Here is a 23,228-nt window from a genome sequence, read left to right on the forward strand (position 1 = left end):
AGGCGTTGCTTAGTTGATGTTTTGTGTTTGTAAAATTATCTGAAGGTGCTGTGGTGGACTTTTATGCCCAATGAGATAACAGTTTTCGATTGCTTTAGTTTTCGGAGTTCCGATTGGGTTCCGACTTTTCATCATTCGTCTTCTTTGTGAATTTTTTGCTGTAGATTCAGCATCAATTCTTCCAAAAATTTTGTTTTACTGCTTTTTCTATCTTTAATTTCTGAGTAGGTTTTGTAGATATTGTCTATTTTGATGTTGAAGAAATCTTCAAATGAAGAAGCTATTGTATTTATGTCGGCCGCTCCATGGTTTAATGCTCCATTGGAGTAAAGGGCATAGATTAATTCGGCTAGCGCCGTTTTGGGCGCTGTCCATAGTAATACTTTGTGTTTTTTTTCTTCAAATAGTGTGGCATTTCCAGCATTGAGTTTTTGCATTGCTTCCCGGATATAATGGATGAAGCGGTACATTGCTTTTACTTTCGCCCAGAGCATATCATGTGAGGAGGAGAATTCGGGATACTGGTAATAATCGGTCATAGGAGTGAAAGGAAAGCTATTGCCAGGGTTTCTTGTGAAAAACTGATGATCGATATAGGTGTATCCTTGCTCCATATAATTTACAAAATCTAAATTGCGGGAAAAGAACTTATTGATTTTTCGCATTTCTTTCTCCAGAAACTCGATTTGGTAGGATGTTCCCGCTTTAGGTTTGCGTAGTTCACAAGAATGGACTTCGGTAAAATAGATGAGATAACTCATTGGAAGCGGTTTGGTGTTTTTGAAAAAATCAATCTCGTCGGGTGTTGTTTCGAAATCGTTTTGCTCGACTTTTTCTTTCAGGTTTGCTAAGGTTTTGTTGCATAAATTAATGCCATCAGTTGCTTTTTTGAGATGGTTTTCTTCGGAATTAATGATCGAGTTTATTTTATAATTAAAATCTTCAATAGTGTTTTTGAACATAGTAGGGTTTTTATCCTCTCCCCAGCCCTCTCCGAAGGAGAGGGAGCGAAGGCTTGATTCGTTTATCTTTTTATGATGTTTGTTGTTTTAATGGCAAAGGTTTGACTGATGTGATCCCTCTTTCGTCGGGACAAAACAGTGAAGAACTAAAGCGGTTCTCGATACATTTTCCATTCCATTTTGTTCCATGAAAAACACTCGAACTGACGACTGTATTTTTAGACTTTATTTCCTGTATTGTTTTAACGTGTTTTGTCTTCATTTTGAAGTGTGCCCATTAATTCCATTGAAAAGTTATCTCTTGTCTGAAGGTAGGCGACTTTTGGAATTATTGTAGCGCCGAGTTTTCTTTTTTCGAAAGTTGCCGATACTCCAAAATCAATTTTGTTTAAGTTTAGTTCTCGAGCTCGTTTGATAGCCTGAAAAAGGAGTTGGCGGTAGAGCTGGAATTCTTTGGCGTAGGTATAATCCATTCCTATTAAAGCTGGTACAAAGGTGGAGTCCATATTTTTATAACAAAATAGAATTCCGACTAATGGGGTTGAAATTTCTTCTTTTAAATATAGAAGTATGAATTCCCATTGGGGATGGTTCTCCATTTTTTGGAATACTTCTATGGGGTAGGTAAATGTATTTATGGCGTGATTGTTATTTTTTACATTTTCATACAATTTATATGCCTGCTCTAATTCTTCGTTTGTTAATTGATTTTTTATTACAATATCAAAAGCCTGTTCAAAAGGAAGTACCTCTTTCAAAAAATGTTTTCTAGAACGGGAAGAAAGAGAAGCCGAAAATTCCTCGATACTATTCCATTCGTTATTTTGTATGATGCAGGTTTCGGGCATGTTTATTTTTAAGAAACCCTGATTGTGGAATATACGATTCAATTGTTCGTCTTCTTCGAAATCTCTTAAAACGAGTATATCTGCGTTTAATTGATGGTACAATGTTTCCACTTGTTCCAGTAAAAGCATTATGGCTTCTTCTGCTAATGGGTGTGTTTTATTGATGTAACAATGATTGCCCTCTGTAAATAAGGAGCCCATTCCCAAGACTTTTGAAGTCAGGTATAATGGATTTTGTTTTCTTTTTTCTTCCAGTTGAAGCGAAATGGATTCTGAAGCTAACATATCGTCTTTCCAGAGTCCGAAAGTAAAAAAAGTTGCCAGTATGGGAATTCCATTTTTGTCTGTGATTACATAATAATGAAAGTCCCAGTTGTTTTCCGGGCAATCTGTATTTGTAAAAGCATTTTCCAAGAAACATAAACCTTCCCAGTCAAAAGTGCTTTGTCCGCCTAAAAGTTCATTCCAATTTTGCTTGTTTATTTTTTCTATGGAAGTTTCATACTGTAATTTTAAGTCTGTTTTTGGCTGTAAATTTCCAATAGTAGAAATCGTTTCTACTACGCCAAAAGCTTTATTTACTTTGTGTTGCGAATTACCCGATTCTTCCAATGCTTTTGGGAAATGGTATTCCATTGCTTTCACTAATGCTTTTATTTCTTCTTTTTGGTTGTGTCTCGAAAGGGTAATGCGAATACCTGTATTTTTGATTGGAACTGCGGGGTATATTGCGGGATTTACATAAAAACCTTCGTCAAATAGTCGTTGTACCATTTTGTAAGCTGTCAAAGGCATAGCGGTTCCCAAGAAAAATACCGGAGAATTGTTTAAGGCAATCATTGGAAGCGTGGTATTTTCCAATAATGATTTGAAATATTCTATTTTATTGGATAAATCGGATTGTAATACTGTGATTTCGGGAGAAAGATGAATATCTGCGGATGCAATTGCAGCTGCTACTGAAGCCGGTTCCAATTGTGCTGAAAAAGTAAGAGGTCCACCAAAGTTTTTGATTTTGTCACGTAATTTTTCATTGATACACAATAATGTCGCTCCGCTAGCACCAAATGTTTTGCTCAAAGTTCCAAATAGTAATACATTTTCAGGTAAATCTTTTAAAATGTCCAAGACATATCCAGTTCCATTTTTTCCTCGCCAACTCATACCATGTACATCGTCAAAATAAAGGTGTAGTTGCGGGTATTTTTTGGATAGTTGCATCAAATCTGTTATGGGTGCGAAATCGCCAAACATAGAATATACACCGTCTGCCATATACCATATTTTATTGCATCGCGTAGTAAGTTGTTTTATTTTGTCTTCCAGCATATTCAAATTACAGTGTCGGATCATTTCAACTGGTATACCTCTTATTTTGAGTAATTGACAGGCATTTTGTACACTCCAATGCACCTGATGGTCTAGAATCACCCCGTCTTCATCCCTTACTACTGTTGGGATTACTGCTAGATGACCAAGCGTACTGTTCTTGGTTATAATGGGAGGTATTCCATACATTTTCTCGATTTTTGATTCCAGCTCATTATATAACGGATTAGAAATATAGGTTTTGGAAAGGGGGAATTGTGTTCCATACTGTTGGATGGCTGCTATTGCTGCTTCTTTTAATCGGATGTCTTGTTCGAGTCCCAGGTATCCTGTTGTACCAAAATGAAACATTTTTTTGCCTTTTATTTGTAGCGTTCGTCCATTCAATATTTGATCTTCGGCATACAAATGGAGTACTCCTTCTTTTTTTGCTCCTGAGATTACTTCATCGACTGTATCAATGAAATTGTTGTGTTTGATTTTTGCCATTTGTTTGAGGGATGTGGTTATTTGATATTAATTTTTAGGAGTACTATTTTTAGGTAAAAATCTGAATAAATAATAAAACTAATGTCTTCTGATTACACAATAATCCTTATGAGATAACTTATAATCCCGATTAGATAATTTTTTGTCTATTTATGGCTAATTGTATTGTTTTGTGTTTGTTTTGTATGATTTTTAATATTTTTTTTGGTAAATTGTGCCGTTTTTATTTTTAAATCTATATAAAAATGATAGATAATTATCATGAGAATGAGTTTGCTCTATTCTGGATTCAGAATGATATTTTTTATTTTGAGTATAAGCCTAATGTTGTCATTAATTTAAAAGCTGCTCAACTTGTAGTAGCCGATCGAATACTAGTACAAAATGAAAAAGCATATCCAGTCTTATGTGATATTCGTGGAATAATGGATTCTGACAAAGCTGCCAGAGATTATTTGGCCCAATCTGGTTCTGTGTTAACCAAAGCTGTTAGTTTAATAGGAAACGATACTGTCTTATTGAGCATTATGTCTTTTTATATCACAATCAACAAACCACGGGTTCCCACAAAATTTTTCACTGAAGAATTGGCTGCGCTGGCATTTCTCGAAATGTACACTTAGATCCTGTTCTCAACTATTGGACTACTGTTTTATCACTAATTTGAATTTGTTATGCATCAAGAAATTAATCAGAGGCGTATTCATAATATGTCACAAATGCAACTTGAAATGGCGAGGGGCAATTTTTCAGTTCGGGTTCCAAGAAGTGGGCAAAATGATGAATTGGAGGGATTAGCAGTACTTATGAATATGGCAGCCGAAGAAATGAAGGAAGCCGTTTTTCATTCTGGTTTTGTTAATCCTCATTATAACTACAAATACATGGTGCAATCCTCATTTTTATTGGATGCCGATTTTATAATTAAAACTTACAATGCAGACTCCTCAGCTGTTTTAGGATTCTCTTCTGATTTTTTACTCCGTAAAACTTTTAGTAGTTTGCTTGCGGAGGAGTCCTTATCCTTATGGAAAACAATAGAACAAAAAATAGTACTAGATTCGAATTATCATACTACAGTGGAGCTTGTGTATATTACAGAAAATAAATTGTTGTCGCCCGCTTTATGCACTGTTTATGGACTTCCCCATACTTCTGAAATTTTAATTACTACTGTGTCGACTGTTGTTGAAGAAAATGTCTTAAAATATGTATTGGCAACTTCAAAACATATTACCCAACGTATAGGATTTAGCCGCTCTTCTGACGTACAAATGATTCAAGATGTGTATGATTATATTTTAGATCATTTGGATACACCATTACCTTCCATGCAAGAGCTAGCCCGTATTTTTGGGACTAATGACTTTAAATTAAAGTTTGGATTTAAGCTATTATTCAAAAAAAGTATTTATCAATTTTATAATACGGAGCGATTGAAAAAAGCCCATTTTTTGATTCAACAGACCACAATTCCTTTGAAAACGATTGCTTTTATGAGTGCATTTGCAACTTATCCCAATTTTTCAAAGAATTTTAAAAAAGAGTTCGGTTATACCCCGATGGATATTAAGAGGAGTTTAAGGGTTTAAGGGTTTTGAAGTTTAAGAGTTTAAGGGGTTAAGGGTTTAAAGGTTTAATAAGAAGGGAAGTTAGATATTGATCGGTCCATTATAAAAAAAATCCTTTTTAGACAATTTAAGATCCTGATTTGACAACACTTATGGTTTTATATTTTGGAATTTTATATCGTAATAAATTAATAGTTTATCGATATGAAATTAAGTGTCCAAAATAGCCGTATTGTTCTAAGTATTATTTGTCAGCTCTATATTCTATTATTTGTTTATGCAGCAGTCAGTAAATTATTGGATTTTGAAAATTTTCAGGTGCAACTGGGACAATCTCCACTACTAAGCAGCTTCGCAGGTTCGGTAGCTTATGTAGTTCCTACTTTGGAATTGATTATATGTGGCTTTTTACTATCATCACGATGGCGAATAATTGGATTATTTGCAGCGTATGGACTTATGGTCATGTTTACAGCGTACATCTATATTATCCTCAATTACAGTTCATTTATTCCCTGTTCATGTGGTGGTATTTTGGAAGATTTGTCATGGAACCAGCACATGTTTTTTAATGGCGTTTTTATAGTGCTTTCAGTTATGGCAATTTTGCTTAACAATCCTGAACAAAATGGAAAGAAATACATTCTTCTAGGAATTGGAGGTTTTTTCAGTATAGGTTTGATCGCTACGTTATTCTATATGTCCGAAAACATTATGCATCATCATAATAATTTTACCCGAAGGTTTCCTCATTTTCCTGCGGTCATGGATAAAGAAATGGATCTTCAATCTGATTCCTATTACTTTGCAGGAAGTGATAGCGGTAAAATATACCTTGGCAATTATACTGCACCGCTTCAGATTCTGGAAATTGACAGCACTTTAAAAACCAAGACGATTCATAGAATAAAGCTCGATAGAATGAATCTACCCTTTACTGCGATTCAGATAAAAATTCTTGCACCCTATTTTTATGTTGTTGATGGCAATGTGCCGTGTGTTTTCAAAGGAAAAATATCCAATTGGAAAGCTTCTTATGTTATGCGTGGCGATCCCTATTTTTCACAGTTTGTACCAACTGATTCTTCAAAAATAGCATTCCGTACAATATTAAAAAAGACCAAAACAAATACTTTGGGCTTGTTTAATCTTAAGGACACTACAGTTATAAAATTTGAACCGAAATTAATTCAAAAGCAGATTGATGGAGTTTTCGACACCGATGGGCAAACGCTTTATGATAACCAATCAAAAAGACTTGTGTATGTGTACACCTACCGGAACCAATTCATTGTAACGGATGTAAATCTGAAATTTCAGTACCGAGGAAATACGATAGACACAACGGCTCATGCCAAATTGAAAGTAGTAACTATTTCAAGTTCTGGTGAAACCAAATTAGCAGCGCCACCTTTACTGGTAAACAAAACCAGTGCAGTACACAACAATCTGTTATTTGTTGCTTCCAATTTACCGGGTAAATACGAAAGTTTAGTAATGTGGAAAAAGGCAAGTATTATCGACTTATATAATCTTGACAATCGTGCTTACCTGTTGAGTTTTTATATATATGACAACGATAATAAAAAAATGAGAAGTTTTTGCCTTGAAGGGAACTATCTATACGCATTAATTGGCGAAAAATTAATATCCTATAAGCTACGGAAGTCAGTTACCAAGAATTACCAAAATGAAATTATTTTATAATCAAGATATACCGGCCGGTATCAGGGATAAGATTGAAAACCTGTACAAAAGAGTAAATCATAACTTTTTAAATTTTACTATTATGAAAATCAAATTTTTTAAATTGATTCTACCAATGGCAGTCGTTGCCTTTGGTATTGCTGGTGCCATGCATACCAATGCGATGAGCAAAAAAGCAACTACTTTGGTTAACAAATGGGGGTACACTCACATCGAAGGTGAAAATTGTGTACTAACAAACCAGATGTGTAGAACGGAGCCAGGGCCATCTTGTAAACTTGCCGGAGAGCAGCTTTATGATTTTGTGAGCACAACAAGTTGCCCAACCCCATTAAACAAAATTCAATAGTTTTTTGGGTTTAAAAGAGTAATGCAGTTCCCCGCGGAACTGCATTATCATTATATCTAAATTGGTTTTGCTGTAACTATAATCCTTTTACCATCCATTCTTTTTGCGTTGTACCCTTAAGATAGTGATCAAACCATTCTCTAATTTTCTGTGCCAAATCTACCTGTTTATCAGGGTTTTCCAAACTATGGTCTTCATTTGGATACCTCAACATAGTTACATTTTTACCAAGTCTTCTCATTGCAAGATACAATTCCATAGATTGTGTGGCTGCAACATGTTTGTCTTTTTCGCCTGTCCACAATAATAACGGAGTTGTTATATCCGGTGCTTTATATACAGGCGAATTATACAAATAGCCCTCAAAATCGGCAAACAATGGTTTTACCATCCGATTGGTGAAATACTCATACCTCCAAAATTCTGCCCTTTTATAATTTTCACTTACCGTAAAATACCCACTTAGGTAATCCGTTTGGGCAGCTCCTGCGACAGCAGTTGCAAAGAGATTGCTTTTCGTAATAATATAAGTCGTTTCAAAACCACCAAATGAATGGCCAATCAATCCAACCCTTTTAGGATTAACATCGCCTTTCGACAACACATTATTAACTGCTGCCGTTACACAAAATACTGCAGAATCACCCGGAGTGCCGATAATGTACTCAATATCTGGTAGTAACACAAAATATCCCTGTGTAACAAAATTAGTCACATTAAATCCATCTTCAAGAAACCCTGATGGGTTAATGTAATTATAAATGTTTTGCGCCTGCTTTTGGTAAACATGTACTATCATTGGGTACGCTGTTCCCTTTTTATAATCTGAAGGGTAATAAAGCAGCCCTTTCAGCGGCACACCCGTCTCGCTGGCATAGTTTATTGTTGTAATTTTTCCCCAAAAGTAATCAGAATGTTGTGTATTACCCTGATAAATACTTTTTGGCTTATCGTCTTTTCCTTTTCTAACCTGCAAACTTGTTGGGTGCTCGTAATCTTCCTGAAGAAAAATATAAACATCAGCACCTGAAGCCTTTTTTAGGTCATTGATACGATGAGGGCTAAATTGCAATGGTGTTACTTTACCATGGTCAAAAATGTAATATCCCTGCATACTATTGTCAGTAAGCGAAGCTTTAAGTACCAATGCAGTATTCAAATCGATAACATTGCTATCATTAACACTAAGAAATGGTGATTGTTTAGCTGAATTCGTTTTCGTGATGCGATAGCAAATATTCCTTTCCCTACCATTGGTCAGCCGTTTTGCACTTGTTCCGTCTGTAGGAACTTGCCAAATATCAAACTGATCGTAAATGACGATAGATTTATCGTTTGCAGTCCAGCCAGCAAAACCATAAGTATCCGGCTTGTCACCAATGTCATTAGCCTCGTCATAAAAAGCAACACCTAAACCGCTGGTCAAGTTTTTATGCTCCCCTGTTGCAAGAGTATACATATACCAATGCCCGTCCATAAAATAAGTAATGTATTTACCTGAAGGTGACATAATGGTATGATGCATTTCAGGCGAATGGCATTGCAACCACAATTTACGTTCTTTGGTAGCTAAGTTGGTTAGATAATAGTCCCTGTCAGGTGCATACTTAAATTGGAGTTCACATGGCTCTAAGCTAGAGGTTAAGGCAAATTGTTGGTCTCCCGATAACATCATATGCGTTTCCTGCGGCATAAACTCAAAAACCTCATTTGCATCGGTATACCATACTGCTGTTTTTGCCCATTCGTCTAAGTGTCCATAAAGCTTTTGTTCGCTGTATATGATTTTATCGTCGCCATGCCATACCTCAACCAGTGGAGTATCAAATGAGTTAGTAGGTATATCAGGCAACACCTGAAAAAAAATTCTCTTGCCATCATCGGAAATTTTAAGATTGCTTGAGCTGTTTGATTCAATGTGTTTATCTTTTGGAAAACTATTTATACCTTTGGGTTCTAACACCAGCAGTTGACTATTTGCAAAACGGTATTGCGCCAGCTTAGTTGCTGTTAAATTTGGTTTCTTTAACTCATTCAAAGTTTGAAGTACAAAAACAAGCGAGGCACTATTTTTTTGCCATACTATAGCACTTCCAACATTACCCTCAAATGGTAATTCAGCAATTGATTGAATAGTATCTTTAATTGATACAACTTTTCCCTGACTATCTATACCATTTTGCACGCAATAAGCTAATAGCGTATTGTTATTATTAAAAGCCCAACTACTTGTATTTTCAATCTTTTGCGTTACACCATTGGTTAAATTTCTAATCATAAGTGTTTTTCTACCCTCCTGTGCTTTAGAAACCGCAACAAGGTACTTTCCATTACTGCTAAATTCATAATCATTCACATCCTCTATGATCTCCTGTTTTCCATTTTTTAAATGGGTCAGCTTAAGCATCCTTTTTGCTACAATACAGGCGTACCATTGGTCTCCACTGAATTTGCCTTTTCTACCCAGCGGATAAGAATAGGTTTTTTTAGTATCTGCTTTTTTAACAAATAAGGTATCCTTATCCGATTCATAGCGCAATGAATAACTAACCCACAAACCTGTACTTGAAATATCCGAAATGTCCAGCGTACTCCATAAATGATAATCTGCAGCCGTCAGCTGCTTTTTTGGTTTAGCCTGCCCCATAACGGAGCAGGAAACTAAAATAAAAAAAATAAAACATGACGTTTTACGAATGTTCAAATTGTAAATTGATTTATACATAGCTTAATATCCAGGATTTTGAGGATTCAGGTTTGGGTTTAATAATAGTTCAGATGCTGGTAATGGCAATAATTTATCATCATCATTCCAACCTGGTTTCACTGAGCTTAAAACAGTAGTAAGATTGTTGGTTCTCTTTAAGTCAAAAAAACGATGGCCATGTTCTGTAAACAATTCAAAGCGTCGCTCTTGTAATACAGCCGCAATAATTTCTTGTGCTGTTACTGCTGCAGTGTCTGCAAGACCTGCTCGGGTTCTCACCCTGTTCAAATCTTCTTTTGCCCCTATAAGGTCGCCTTGGTGCGCTCTTGCTTCAGCTCGTATTAAATATTGTTCCTCAAGTCTAAAAACAATAGAATGCTCCATCGAGCCACCTTCAGTCAAAGTATTTTTGTATTTGTTAGGATAATACCATGTCGAAACCCCATCAGTAATAACACCTATCCAATGGGTTCTTCGCAGGTCGCTTGGCAAAAAACTGTTAACTAAGTCGGTGGTTAAAGCTGACATTGGCGGTGGTCCCGACGTAAAAAGAAAAGTACTTCCTTCTTCTGTATTTGTATCGCTCAACGCAGGGCTAAACTGCCATATAGTCGAAGGGCTGTCTTTTAAAAAAACAGCATCTATGTTGGGTTCCAGTGCATATAAATCAATAACATTAATAACTGCCGAAGCATCGTTCGAAGCTTCATCCCATGAACCTTGATAAAGGTTTAAACGAGCCAACAGCGCACGAACAGTATATTTATTTGGTCGTACCCGATTTGGACTCACATAACTTTCTGGCAGTAAATCCAGGGCGACAATAAGGTCTGCTTTAACAGCACTATATACTGTTGCAACTGGCATTCGCGATACTGTACTGTTAAGTGCATAATCGGTCGTGGTAATATACGGAACATCACCATAAAGATTCGCCAGATAAAAATGCAACAATGCCCTGATAAATAAGGCTTCGCCTTTAAGTTGATTGCGATTAGCTGTTGAAAGTAGTATTGAATTTTCTGCGCCATATACAACAGCATTGGCATCATAAATTTGATTGTATGTATTGGTCCATAAATTCTTCATACTGCTCTCGACAGCAGACAACGAATTCGTGTAAAAATAATCCGTACTGGTTTGTGGCGATCCATAGAAGTCTAGTTCATCGCAATAATTTCCTAATTGGTGTGATAATCCTGCTGGCGAGCCACTAAGCAGCCCATTGTCACGCATTTTCGAGTAAATACTAGTCAAAGCAGCATTGGCTGTAGCCATGTCTTCAAAAACAGTAGGAGCGGTCAGTTGTGAATTAGGCAGCTCAACATCTACAAAATTATCGCAACTGCTAAATAAGAGCATCAAGCACATGATAGGCAAAAGCCCTTTTTTTATAAATGATATAATGGTTCTCATAATATAATGTTTAAAGATTAAAAAGTAAATTGCAAACCTGCCGTCACCACTTTTAGCGGAGGGAGATAGTCATAAATCTTGAACTCCGGATCGGCTCCTTTATAATTAGTAAACGTTAAAAGGTTCTGTCCGGTAAGTGATAAACGGCAGCGCACCTTGTTCAGCCACTTTTGAGGAACATCATAGGTAAAGGCAATATTTTTAAGTCGTATATACGAGGCATCACTTATGCTCGCATCACTTTCCGTATAATTAAAGTAAGCTGTACGCACTACACCATTAGTGGCAGAATACATTTGATGGGGCGACACATCACCTGCATTTTGCCAATGGTTTGTTGTAGAAGCCAATTGGTTACTTCGTGTACCCGGCATATTAAATGTGGTATTGGCGTTGTAGTTTTCTTGCCTCACAAACTGAAAAAGAAAATCAAACTGAAATTGCTTGTACTTCAATTGATTTTGCAGACCTCCAAAGAATTTCGGATTCAAATCTTTTACCGTTTGTTTATCATCCGTTTCATTTATTTCACCATCACCGTTCACATCCTCAAATTGGTAAATTCCAGTGGCTGGGTCAACTTTCGTAAAATGATATACCTTTACTATATTAAGAGGCTGTCCAATCACAAACTGATTGCGGTACGTAGATGCCTCTAAACCCGGAAACGACACCAGTTTATTTTTTGAACTAGAAAAGTTCAAATTGGTCGTCCATGTAAAGTCGTTATTCTGAAAATTAACGGTTCGCAAGGTAAGCTCCAAACCACGGTTCTCCACAGTAGCATCCAAGTTGGCTTGCACAGAAGTAAATCCTGTAGTGCCTGGCAACGGAATCCCTACCAGCTGATTAGAAGAACGGTTACTGTACCATCCGGCAGTAAAAAATATCCGGTCTTTAAGGAATCCCGTTTCTAACGCTACTTCAAGTTTCTTATTCGTTTCCCAACCAAATGCCAGATTATAAAGGCGACTTGGCAGCAACCCCACTACACCGTCATACGCAACACCTGTAGTGGTGTAGGTGTCAAGAAACTGATAATCTCCTATCTGGTCATTCCCTGTTGTACCATAGCTGGCTCGCAGTTTTCCAAAACTCAAAATCCTGTTTTCTTTCAATACTTTTTCATTCGTAAATAACCATGCAGCTCCCACCGCACCAAAAGTGGTAAATTGTTTGCCGGGTCCAAAGCGACTGGAGCCATCGCGTCTGCCTGTTAGATTTAGGATATACCGATCGTCCCATGATAAGTTGGTTCGGCCAAAAAAGGCCTGATAACGATATTCCGACTCATCATTTTGAGTGATGGTAACGTTAGATGCCGCAGCAAGATTATAAATAAGGCTGTTACTGGGAAAACCCAATGCCTGATGTACTAGTTGGCTACCTGTTCTATTCTGGAATGTACCACCAGCAAGAACAGAAATTTTTGCCTTCCCATACAATTTGTTCCAGTTCAGCTGTGGCTCTACAATCCACGATTGGCGGTTGGTGGTATTTAAGAATAAAACAGAATTATCACTACCAATTCCCAACGACGGATTATAAATAGTCGAGGGAGCGGTGCTGCTCTCATCATGGCGTAAGTCTGTAAATCCAAAAGCCGATTTTATTTCAAGGTTAGGAAACAGATTGTAGGACAGAACAGTATTGGCGAGCAAATCATAAGTTAAGGCCTTGTATGTTCCATTCAAATGCCTTAACGGATTGGTAAATGTATTGTTCTGCCAGTTCAGGTTGCCCGCTACGTCATACAAAGAAGGCGCATTGGGCGCTAACAATCTCGATTCTCTGGTAAGGTCAAGATAAGGCTGGTTGTTGTCTTGTACCGTATAACCACCCGAAAAAGAAATACGGAACTTTTTGTTATCCGATTCGTGATTGGCAGTCACATGTATATTACCTTTCTTATACCTAAAATCACCCGGAAAAACTGTCGTTTGTTTCGAAAAATTTCCACTCATCAAAAACTGTGTAGCACTATTGCCTCCCGAAACGCTGGTATTAAGATCAGTATATTCAGCTGTTCCACCTGTCAATTCTTCCTGCCAGTCGGTGTATCGGTTTTGATCCCATGCTCCATTAAGGTCATAGGCACTCCTTGGATAAGTCGTTATGCCGTCATTGGCATAAGCTTCCCTACGCATGGCAAGATATTGTTCGGTATTCATCAAATCCATAAATCGGGTTACGCTACCTGTTCCTTTGGAGTAATTGGCAGTAAAATGCGTTTTCCCAATCTTACCCTTCTTTGTTGTAATCAGCACAACACCGTTAGAACCACGGGAACCATAAATCGCAGTGGCATCAGCATCCTTCAACACCTCGACACTTTCAATAGTATCAGGATTAAGGCTGTTCAACGGACTCGTTAAGCCACCCAAAAGACTGGCAGTAGAACTTGAACCAGTAGATTCTGATGAATAAGGAATACCATCAATGATATATAACGGATCATTGCCTGTGCTGCGCAAGCTGTTTTGCCCTCTAATCTGTATGGCAAAACCACCACCGGGCACACCTGTAGTTTGGGTGATATTTACACCAGCCATACGACCCTGCATAGCAGCAAGCACATTTGTTACAGGTTGTTTTTCAATGTCCTTTGATGTTATTTTAGCAATGCTTCCGGTGCGTTCCTTTTCTTTCACAGAATAGTAGCCAGCATTGATTTTGACCTCCTGTAGTGTGGTCGCATCTTCCTGCATCCGAATATTAATTATGGATCGACCATCAACAGGCATTGTAACGGTCTTAAAGCCCATGTAAGTAAAAATGAGGATGTCACTGGGTGATACTATTATAGTAAATTTCCCATCGAAGTCAGAGACTACCGTTTTTTGCTGACCTTTTACAGTAATTGTAACGCCGGTTAAAGGGTATGTACCATCAGTGATGGTGCCGCTTATTTGACTTTGCTGGGGTAAGGATTGTATTTGCCTCAGTAGCTTGTTGGCTAGAATAGGGGTGTGGCTTAGGGAGAACCCAATAATAATCAGGCACCAAAAAGTCGAACTACCCTTGTAAAATGAAATAATTTTCATAATATTGGTTTAGTTAAATGAAATGTGAGTTTTGTTTTGCTATGGTCCTCTAGTTTAGCTTGCCGGCGATTTAGGGGACTTTTTTTGTTTAGTCTTAAAGTCTCAAGTCGAATGTCTTAAAGTCTTTAGGCATGGTGTTTTTTACTATATCATAGGTGTTTTTAGTTATGAGTTATGAGTTGATGTTGCGGCTAAATAACCTGTATCTCAACCATAAAGCCACATGCACATCGTTGCTATAAAAAGTATAATTATTCCTATTTGTATTTGTTTGTAGTATTTCATAGGCATTTTTTTTAGTTATTGGTTAAGGGTTTTGGGTTATGAGTTGCTGTTGCTGCTAAATAACCTGCACCTTTTATTAACAAATTCAAATTAAATTAACTAGGTGTTTTTATTCAAAGGACCTTTCGGTGCAGGTGTTTTTAGTTTTGGGTCATGGGTTTTGGGTTATTGGTTTAAAGTTGGGCATAGGAATCTTGTGCCGGTTAAGAAAAGGGTGTTTTCCTAACTTGGATTTATGAATAATGGGTTTAGGGTTTAAAAAACTCCTTTTGCTCTCCTTTCTGAAACGAAATTTAAAATTTTAATATACCATTTGGAAAATAGAAATAAAGGCAATACTTTTAAAGTGCGAGTTTAAAGAGAAAAAGCCTAAATCTAAGTGCCAAAAGCATTTTAGGTTTGGGTTGAGGTTTGATATAGAGGGGATTGTTATTTTATATGATTCCCTTTTTTTATATATCAAGGTAGAGTTAAACACATCAGGACTAAAATTCTGATGGGAGAAGAGTCTCTGATAAGAGTGCTTCTCGGTGTTTTCCTATCCTAACGCAATGTTTATTTCAGTTTTGGGATAACAAAAGGCAGCTTGCTTTTAGCAGGTAGTTAAGGTGGTTTGGTAACGGTTGTACATAAAAAAATCGTTCTCATAATTTATAAGTTTATGGTTATGGAACGATGTATTTCGGGTATGAAGGGTACTTGCAGAAAAAAGCAAGGAGCGGTTTCACACTTTAGACTCATGGGCGACCAAACCCGTCTTCTAAATCTTTCGATTTAAAAGTTACCATCTAAAGCTTACGTGAGAACCGCTCGCATGCCATTTGCAAAAGTAAGAAACTTTTTGACATGGAGCGACTTCACGATACTCTCGAAGGTAAAATTGGTCGTTTTGAGTCGAGAAAACATCGTTTTAATTATGACTTTAAAGTCTAATTATCAATTCGCTGTAACAAATGTAATATTATTTTTTAATGTGGCAATAAAACCACAAAATATTTTTTAAAAAATGCAAGGAAATTTTATCGAAATATACAAAAGGGTAGGGAATTCAATACGTAATAAGAGAAAAGAAAAAGGATTAACTCAACAACAATTAGCCGATAAAGACTCGAAACTAGATAGAGCAAAGATTAGCGATATAGAAAATGGTAAAGAAGACTTTCACTTCTTTACTCTTTTGAAAATCTGTGAAGCTCTTGATATGGATATTAAAGACGTTTTCATAGACAAGAAATAAATCTCAAAACTATCAATATCTTAAGCGTAAAAATTAATATAGATAAGTTTACTAAAGAGAATGCAAACCGGAAGTAAATTAAGTCGAACACTGACAGAAAACTGTAACGGATATAAAAAAGATGCATGGTCATCTTTTTTTGTTTTATAGTGATACCGAATAGTTGTCAATTCGGGATTAAAGCTTGTCGAAAACGGAGTAATTTATAATTTGTTGAAATTTTCTCATTGAAAAACGCTTTTTTTTAATATTAGTTTGTACTCGATATGAGTCAGGGCGGTACATTATGGGAGCAAACGACTGTGATTTATATTCATATAATTACTAAAAGTATGTAACTGAAAAAAGTCCTTTTGATTATTTGTAATAATATATTTATGGATGTTTTAAAAAAGTAATATATTATCCTTACTTTTAAAGTTGGATTTCCAAAGGATAGGGAATTAAATTTTACTAAGTTGAATTGTTTTTTAACCAAATATAATACTTGAGTGTTATATTTGATTTTTATTATCACTTATTTATTTGAACATGGATTATAGGTTGGAGTTATTAAATGAATCTCAATTTGAGAATTTAGTTAACAGAGTTTGTCAAGATATTTTGGGAATAGGTATGATATCATTTTCTGCGGGAAAAGATGGAGGTAGAGATGGAAAATTTACCGGAACAGCTAGTAAATATCCTTCTGGAATAGATTCTTGGAAAGGAAAATTTATAATACAAGCTAAACATACTGCCAATCCAATAGCTTCTTGCTCTGATTCGGATTTTAAAAAAACTATTGGAATTGAAATAGAGAAAGTAAAAACTTTAAAAATAGAAGGTGATATTGATTGCTACATGATTTTTACTAATAGAAAGTATTCAGGGATCGAAGGAGAACGTTTAGTAAGAAAAATTAATGATGAAACAGGTCTTGAAAATGTAGTAATTGTTGGTAAAGAAACATTGAATGATTTATATATAAATCCTAATAAACAAATTATAAGAGAGTTTCAATTAGATTTACATCATATTCCTTTCGATTTTTCTGAAGAAGAAATCAAAGATATTATTTTAGAGTTTCATAGTGAATTTCCAAAAATAAAATCAAGTTTGGAAACGGAAGTAAATAGAATACAATTTGATTTTGATAGAATAAAAATAGAAGAAAAAAACAAGAAAAATGAATTAGGTAAAGACTATTATGAAAATGAAATCTTAAATCACTCATTGCAAGATTTTGAAAAAATAGAATCATTTCTTGGTGATCCAAGAAATGAGGAATATAAGGAGCAGTATTTTGATACTGCATCTGAATTAAGAAACCTAATTCAAGTAAAAAGAGCTAACTTTGCAACGTTTGAAGAAATATTTATTTTTATATTCAAGCAAATTTCTGATGGAAATAAGATAAAAGGAAAGAGACATATTTTTACTTTATTGCATTATATGTATTATGAATGTTTAATAGGAGTTAAATGATTAAACCTGACAGACACACAAACCCCAAATATTCTATTTTGAATATTAGCACAATTATATTAACTGAGCTAAATGCTTTCTATGCTATCAAATACGATAATCTGTTAAATAAAATTATAATTATATTGGGGGATCAAGCTAAAGTTAATTTTCCATATGCCTTAAATTTTTTATATTTATTAGGTAAATTAAACTACGAACAAGAAACCGATTCTTTTAAAGCAAATGAAATTAAGTAAACTTTATAGTAATGATAGTCGATTTAAGAATATAACGTTTAATCTAAAAGGGTTAAATGTTATCTATGCAGATGTATTAACAGACTTAAAAGAGAAAAAAAATTCACATGATTTGGGAAAAACCAAATTAGCTGAGTTGATAGATTATTTATTAATAAAGCAAATAGACAAAAATCATTTTTTGCTAAAGATTAAAGACGAAAAGGGAAATTCTATTTTTATTAATCATATATTTTACTTGGAATTATATTTAAATGATGGTCGATTTCTAACAATAAAAAGATCAATAGAAAATCATTCGAAAGCATCATTTAGCATTAATAATCAAAAAGTCGAAGCATATATACCGCCATCTGTATGGCAGTTTGAAGATTTAGGAAATGATGCTGCTAAAAAGCAATTGTCAGAAATTATAAGATTTGATTTTTTTAAGAATAAAACCTATGATTATAGAAAAGCAATAAATTATTGCATTCGTATGCAACCAGATTACGAAGATGTATATCGATTGTCTAAATTTAAAGGCGGTAAAGATGTTGATTGGAAACCTTTTATGTTTGACTTATTAGGATTTGATGGAGAAGTATTGCGAAAGAAATATCAGAATGACACCCAACAAGAAAAAATAGAAACTGAAATAAAGCAATTAAAAAAAGATTTTTCAGTTAATGAAACAGATCGAGATGAAATAGTAGCCCAAATTAGTCTTCAAAAAAATAAAACTGAGGAAGCTGAACAGAGGATTGATCAATTAAATTTTTATGAAGAAGATCAGAGTTTAATTGAAGTTGGAATAGATGAAATAGAAAATAAAATATCAAAACTTAATACATTGTCTTATAATTTGAGTTTTGATATTAATAAGCTTCAGACATCAATTAAAAATAATTTTGCTTTTGATCTAGCTAAAGTTGAAAAAGTATTTTTAGAATCGAAAATTTATTTTGCAGATAGTTTAAAAAAAGACTACGAAGAACTTATTAGTTTTAACGAAGAACTTACAAAAGATAGAAATAGATTACTTAAAAAAACATTAAAAAGTAAAAATGAAGAATTAGAAAAGATTAATTTGGAGTTACAGGAGCTTAATAACAAAAAAGAAAATCTATTAAGTTTTTTAAAAGATACAAATACATTTAGAAAGTTAAAGGAATATCAAAAAGATCTAGCTAGGTTAGAATCTGACCTTATTCAATTACAAGAGCGTTTGAAAATTATTGATATGATTATCCATAAAGATGATTCAAAAGAAGTGCTTAAAAATGAAATTGAAGGTACTATAAAGTTGATTAGAAATTTTAGCAATAATACTGAAAGAAACGAAAAATATAAACAAATCCGTGATTTGTTTTCGAAATTTTTCTTAGCAATAATGAATGAGGATACATATATATCATGGTCTATCAATGCTAATAACAATGTGGATTTCAAGCCACCTATAATAAAAACAAAAGATCATTTATCAAAAGATACCGCTAAGGACGAAGGAAGGACATATAGAAAGATATTATGTGTAGTATTTGATCTTGCTGTTTTAGTTGCTTATAGCAAAGAATCTTATTTTCGTTTTGTGTACCATGATGATGTACTATCACAGCAAGATAATGGAATCAAATTAAGATTATTAGATTTAGTAGACAATGTAACAAAGAATAATGATATTCAATATATATTATCTGTAATTAAATCTGATTTACCAACAGATGTAAGTGATGAGTTTGTCTATTTTAAGAAAGATAATGTCGTTTTGGAACTAAATGATCGTGATGAAACAGGTACTTTGTTTGGTTTTGAATTTTAATTTAAAAGGTGTGTTGAACGGAACCGGAGGCAGTTTAAAAAATACTGTTTTTAAGCTGCTGATTTTGAAGACTGGAATTATACTATTTATGAAAAGATACTGATGAGGTGTCTTTTTTTTGTTTCATCTTTTTTAAGATAATGAGGGAAACCGTAAAGTATTGTGAAAATGGTTTTGTATGTTTGGGATTGTATAGTAGAAAACTATTGTATGCTACAAGGCAAATTGATTTAGGGGCATTGTGACCACTTTGTGGCTTGTAAAAACAAGTTAACTGATATTTTTATGATATACGAATTCGAGAACACAACAGATTTCATAATTGAAGTTGATAAAATTATAGCTGGTAAATACTTTGAACATTATTTTTTGATAGATGCTGTTTCAAGGATTGGACACTATCAACAAGAGTATTATGATTCATTTATAATTGGAGATTCTAAGAATTGGATACTTGGATTCTGGTTCAATGGTAATTACTTTCTTTATGGAAATGATTGGACAGAAAATCAATTACATGAATTAAGAGATAGAATAAATTTTGAAGTGTATCAAAAAGGCTTTCATTTTAACGGGACTGCTAAACTTATTACGGAATTAATGGAGAATATAAATTATTCCATTTTTAAGGAGCGTCTTTATTATAGTAATAGTAAAGTTGTAAAAGTCAGTAAAAAGGAAAACATAGCAGAATTAGCCTCATTAAAATATCTTGATGAAATAACTCAAATGATATGTGAATATTTTGAAGATGAATATCACGGAAAAAACAATAAAGATTTTAATAAAATGAGAAAAGAAACGGAATCTTCAATTAAAGAAAATTCGATATGGATTTTAAAAAATGAAGACGTAATAGTTTCAATGTGTTCAATCATATCAACTCCTTTTAACTTCCCAATTATTGGATCTTTTTTTACAAAAAGAGAACATCGAAATAAAGGATTTGGAACAAAATTAATGCAAGATGTAACTGAATTTTTAAAAGGCAAATTTGATATGGTTAATCTTTTAGCAGAAAAAAATAATATAGAATCAAATATTGTCTTCGAAAAACTTAATTATAAAATAGTTTATAAAACAAACGATTACATAATTCAATAAAAAACATAAATTAACAATGGCTAAAACTTTATGATAACAGCATCATTCAAAGACATTAAGAAAAAGATTGAATCAAATATTTATTCTGCTAGAGAATCAATAGTTGTATCTGTCGCATGGTTTACTAATAAAGATTTGTTAGGCCAATTAACTGATAAACTTGAAAGTGGCTGTTCTGTAGAAATAATAATCAGCGATCATTTTGAAAATAAGCGGTTATCTTTTGACAACTTTATCAAAAATGGAGGGAAAGTTTACATTTTGTCAACTCGCAGCGGGAAGTTTTTGCAGGATAAGTTTGCAATATTTGATAACGCTAAATTAATTGCGGGATCTTACAATTGGACAAATTCAGCAGAATACTTTAATCACGAATTTATTATTCAAAGTGATGAATCGCAACTCATCAAACAATTTGGTATTCGTTTTACCAAATTAAAAGAAATTGTTATCAACTACGATAAGTTAATTTTACAAACACAAGACATTCTCCTTTCTGAGACAAAAGAAGATGAATTTTTAGCACTAGAAAATGAACTACATGATGAGTTAATCTCTTCCATTGATCTTTCGATTAAAGCAGGAGCAAAAATCAATAAGTCAATAATATTAAATCAAATCTATGACTATGGCGCAATTGGCGCGGCAAATAGATTAATAAAAGAAGGTACTGAGAAGTTACATTCAGGGTTACTTAAAATGTTTGATATAAATAGACTTGATCTTACAATCGAAAGCATTATACAAAATGAAAAGTATAGAGTTTTATTCAGCGAGGAAATATTATTGAAAGCTCGTGAAAGATTAGAAAAACTACAAGTAAACTAAGAGTTATTGCTAATAGCTATGGGGTCGTTGCGTGCGTAGCACCAACAATGAAACCTGTGTTGAACGGAACCGGAGGTAGTTTAAAAAGCACTGTTTTTAAGCTGCTGATTTTGAAGACTGGAATTATACTATTTATGAAAAGATACTGATGAGGTGTCTTTTTTTTATTTCATCTTTTTTAAGATAATGAGGGAAACCGTAAAGTATTGTGAAAATGGTTTTGTATGTTTGGTAATGCACAGTATAAAGTTACAATTTGAGACAAAGCCAACCTAATTTGGGTGGATTGTAGCCGATTTGTGACTAGTATGTAATAAGTTAGCGATAATTGTATTTCAACCTACCTACTCTAAATGAAACAAAATTTCAACTCACAAGAATTATTAAGATATTTAAAAAAAGGAGAACTAATTCGAAATGGATTAGAAAAAGAAGATGTTGCTGATGAAATTGATAAACTTGAAGTAAACATTCTCAATGAAAGTTTTGAATTTAATATTAAAACAAATGGTGTTTTTTATTTTTTAGAAGATATCCCTCAAAAACTAATTTTGAGGAAACTTAACGATAATATCAAAAGAATATATAAAGACGAACAAGCTAATCGAAAATTTATAATTCAGCAAGTCAAAACTTTACTAAATGAGAATGCCCCTTTTTGGATAATTAAAACCGATATAAAGTCATTTTATGAAAGTATAGATAGAGAAAAAATTTTTAAGAAACTTAAAGATGATGCGATGCTTTCGTATTATTCAATTTTTCTTTTGAGAAAAATATTTGAAAATTCAAATATAGAATCAAACCTTGGTCTGCCCAGAGGTATGAATATTAGTTCTACTTTGTCAGAAATATATATGAGAAAATTTGACAGATGGATTCAAAGGCATTCGGACGTATATTATTATGCAAGATTTGTAGATGATATAATAATATTTTTAAGTAATAAAGAAAGCGCATTAGATCTTTATAATTCATTAGATATAAACCTTGAAAATGTCTCATTAGAAATTAATACAACTAAAACGGAACTAATTGAAGGAGCGACTTTTAAAATAATAGATAAAAGATACGATAAAAGGCCAGAACATAATAAGATAGAATATTTGGGATACCAATTTTATCTTGAGAAAACTGAATCTAAAAGAGAAAATAAATTAAGAATAAGTATAGCTGATAAAAAAATTAAAAAAATTAAAACACGTATTATTAGTTCCTACGTTGATTTTATTAAAAATCAAGATTTTGAACTGTTAAAGAAAAGGGTTAAGTTTTTATCGGGTAATTACGGAATAAGTAAAAGTACAGATGGAAGTATTTTAAAAGCTGGTATTTTTTTTAATTATACGCATCTAAATAATTTAGAAGTATTAAATGAACTCAATGTATTTCATAAAAAAGTTATTTATTCAAAAAAAGGTAATTTAGGTATAAGATTAAATGCGATTCTTACTCTTAATCAAAGAAATTTATTAAAAAAGAATTGTTTTATTGCTGGACATAAGAATAAAACGTATAATAGTTTTAGTTATACAGAAATGGGACGAATAATAAAATGTTGGTAATGGGAAAAGTAAAAATAAATAAAGAAGATAAAACAAGAGTTCTCCTTACTGAATTATTACCTTATGAGGTTCCAATGCTTTTTTCTAATGAAGGATTTTATAATATTATTAGAAATGGGAATTTTGAATATTTCAATCATTGTTGTCCGATAAAAATAATCGGAACGTTATTTTTTCTTTGTTTTTCAAGGCTTGACGAGGTTTAAACCTAGTTCAGCTTGTTTTTGACTACTTTCCTGAGAATTCGATGTACTAAAAAATATAATTTTTGGTTTCTTCT

Annotated in this window: 18 protein-coding genes; 12 read left to right on the forward strand and 6 right to left on the reverse strand. The window is 33.6% G+C overall.

The window, feature by feature from the left end:
• Positions 1–131: 131 nt before the first annotated feature.
• From BLS90_RS14650 to BLS90_RS14660, 3 genes are all read right to left on the reverse strand, one after another.
• Positions 132–962, reverse strand: a complete 831-nt coding sequence (locus tag BLS90_RS14650; RefSeq protein ID WP_091258955.1) for an RteC domain-containing protein — start codon at positions 960–962, stop codon at positions 132–134.
• A gap of 70 nt (positions 963–1,032) precedes the next feature.
• A complete protein-coding gene (locus BLS90_RS14655) occupies positions 1,033–1,224 on the reverse strand; it encodes a hypothetical protein (protein WP_091258957.1) in 192 nt (63 codons plus the stop codon).
• Entirely contained in the window at positions 1,205–3,628 is a 2,424-nt protein-coding gene (locus tag BLS90_RS14660; protein ID WP_091258959.1) for an aminotransferase class I/II-fold pyridoxal phosphate-dependent enzyme, read from the reverse strand. Before BLS90_RS14660 ends, BLS90_RS14655 begins: the two co-directional genes overlap by 20 nt.
• A gap of 245 nt (positions 3,629–3,873) precedes the next feature.
• On the opposite strand from BLS90_RS14660, the gene BLS90_RS14665 reads away from it, so the two are divergent.
• The 4 genes from BLS90_RS14665 (at position 3,874) to BLS90_RS16690 (ending at position 7,255) form a co-directional block, all read left to right on the forward strand.
• On the forward strand, positions 3,874–4,251 hold the full coding sequence (locus BLS90_RS14665) for a DUF7793 family protein (RefSeq protein ID WP_091258961.1): 378 nt from the start codon (positions 3,874–3,876) through the stop codon (positions 4,249–4,251).
• A 51-nt stretch (positions 4,252–4,302) separates the two neighbouring features.
• The gene (locus tag BLS90_RS14670) at positions 4,303–5,220 is read left to right on the forward strand and encodes a helix-turn-helix domain-containing protein (RefSeq protein WP_091258963.1); all 918 of its coding nucleotides are present in this window, start codon (positions 4,303–4,305) and stop codon (positions 5,218–5,220) included.
• 183 nt (positions 5,221–5,403) lie between these two features.
• Positions 5,404–6,906, forward strand: a complete 1,503-nt coding sequence (locus BLS90_RS14675; protein ID WP_091258965.1) for a MauE/DoxX family redox-associated membrane protein — start codon at positions 5,404–5,406, stop codon at positions 6,904–6,906.
• Between the two features lie 82 nt (positions 6,907–6,988).
• Positions 6,989–7,255: a DUF6520 family protein gene (locus BLS90_RS16690; protein ID WP_262488582.1), complete on the forward strand. Its 267-nt coding sequence runs from the start codon at positions 6,989–6,991 to the stop codon at positions 7,253–7,255.
• Between the two features lie 76 nt (positions 7,256–7,331).
• On the opposite strand, the gene BLS90_RS14685 is transcribed toward BLS90_RS16690, so the two are convergent.
• Genes BLS90_RS14685 through BLS90_RS14695 form a run of 3 tightly spaced genes read right to left on the reverse strand, consistent with a single transcriptional unit; the run spans position 7,332 to position 14,422 of the window.
• Positions 7,332–9,959: a S9 family peptidase gene (locus tag BLS90_RS14685; RefSeq protein WP_175455499.1), complete on the reverse strand. Its 2,628-nt coding sequence runs from the start codon at positions 9,957–9,959 to the stop codon at positions 7,332–7,334.
• A 24-nt stretch (positions 9,960–9,983) separates the two neighbouring features.
• Complete coding sequence (locus tag BLS90_RS14690; RefSeq protein WP_245705122.1) at positions 9,984–11,378, reverse strand: RagB/SusD family nutrient uptake outer membrane protein; 1,395 nt, start codon at positions 11,376–11,378, stop codon at positions 9,984–9,986.
• Between the two features lie 17 nt (positions 11,379–11,395).
• Positions 11,396–14,422: a SusC/RagA family TonB-linked outer membrane protein gene (locus BLS90_RS14695; RefSeq protein ID WP_091258970.1), complete on the reverse strand. Its 3,027-nt coding sequence runs from the start codon at positions 14,420–14,422 to the stop codon at positions 11,396–11,398.
• A gap of 1,291 nt (positions 14,423–15,713) precedes the next feature.
• Between BLS90_RS14695 and BLS90_RS14700 the strand changes: the two genes are divergently transcribed.
• From BLS90_RS14700 to BLS90_RS14735, 8 genes are all read left to right on the forward strand, one after another.
• Positions 15,714–15,944: a helix-turn-helix transcriptional regulator gene (locus tag BLS90_RS14700; protein WP_091258972.1), complete on the forward strand. Its 231-nt coding sequence runs from the start codon at positions 15,714–15,716 to the stop codon at positions 15,942–15,944.
• Between the two features lie 531 nt (positions 15,945–16,475).
• Positions 16,476–17,411 (forward strand): ABC-three component system protein, encoded by a 936-nt coding sequence (locus BLS90_RS14705; RefSeq protein ID WP_091258973.1) that lies wholly within the window; start codon positions 16,476–16,478, stop codon positions 17,409–17,411.
• Positions 17,408–17,650, forward strand: coding sequence for an ABC-three component system middle component 8 (locus BLS90_RS17380; RefSeq protein ID WP_091258975.1), 243 nt, complete (start codon positions 17,408–17,410; stop codon positions 17,648–17,650). Before BLS90_RS14705 ends, BLS90_RS17380 begins: the two co-directional genes overlap by 4 nt.
• Positions 17,637–19,451 (forward strand): DUF2326 domain-containing protein, encoded by a 1,815-nt coding sequence (locus BLS90_RS14715; protein WP_091258976.1) that lies wholly within the window; start codon positions 17,637–17,639, stop codon positions 19,449–19,451. Before BLS90_RS17380 ends, BLS90_RS14715 begins: the two co-directional genes overlap by 14 nt.
• A 285-nt stretch (positions 19,452–19,736) precedes the next feature.
• Positions 19,737–20,555, forward strand: a complete 819-nt coding sequence (locus BLS90_RS14720) for a GNAT family N-acetyltransferase (protein WP_091258978.1) — start codon at positions 19,737–19,739, stop codon at positions 20,553–20,555.
• A gap of 30 nt (positions 20,556–20,585) precedes the next feature.
• Positions 20,586–21,383: a phospholipase D-like domain-containing protein gene (locus tag BLS90_RS14725; protein WP_091258979.1), complete on the forward strand. Its 798-nt coding sequence runs from the start codon at positions 20,586–20,588 to the stop codon at positions 21,381–21,383.
• A 353-nt stretch (positions 21,384–21,736) separates the two neighbouring features.
• Positions 21,737–22,948 carry an antiviral reverse transcriptase Drt3a gene (gene drt3a / locus BLS90_RS14730; protein ID WP_091258980.1) on the forward strand — a complete coding sequence of 404 codons (1,212 nt, stop codon included), beginning with the start codon at positions 21,737–21,739 and terminating at the stop codon, positions 22,946–22,948.
• Positions 22,948–23,154, forward strand: coding sequence for a hypothetical protein (locus tag BLS90_RS14735; RefSeq protein ID WP_139171442.1), 207 nt, complete (start codon positions 22,948–22,950; stop codon positions 23,152–23,154). Before drt3a ends, BLS90_RS14735 begins: the two co-directional genes overlap by 1 nt.
• Positions 23,155–23,228: the final 74 nt, after the last annotated feature.

The organism is Flavobacterium omnivorum, assembly GCF_900099915.1.
GTDB lineage: Bacteria > Bacteroidota > Bacteroidia > Flavobacteriales > Flavobacteriaceae > Flavobacterium > Flavobacterium omnivorum.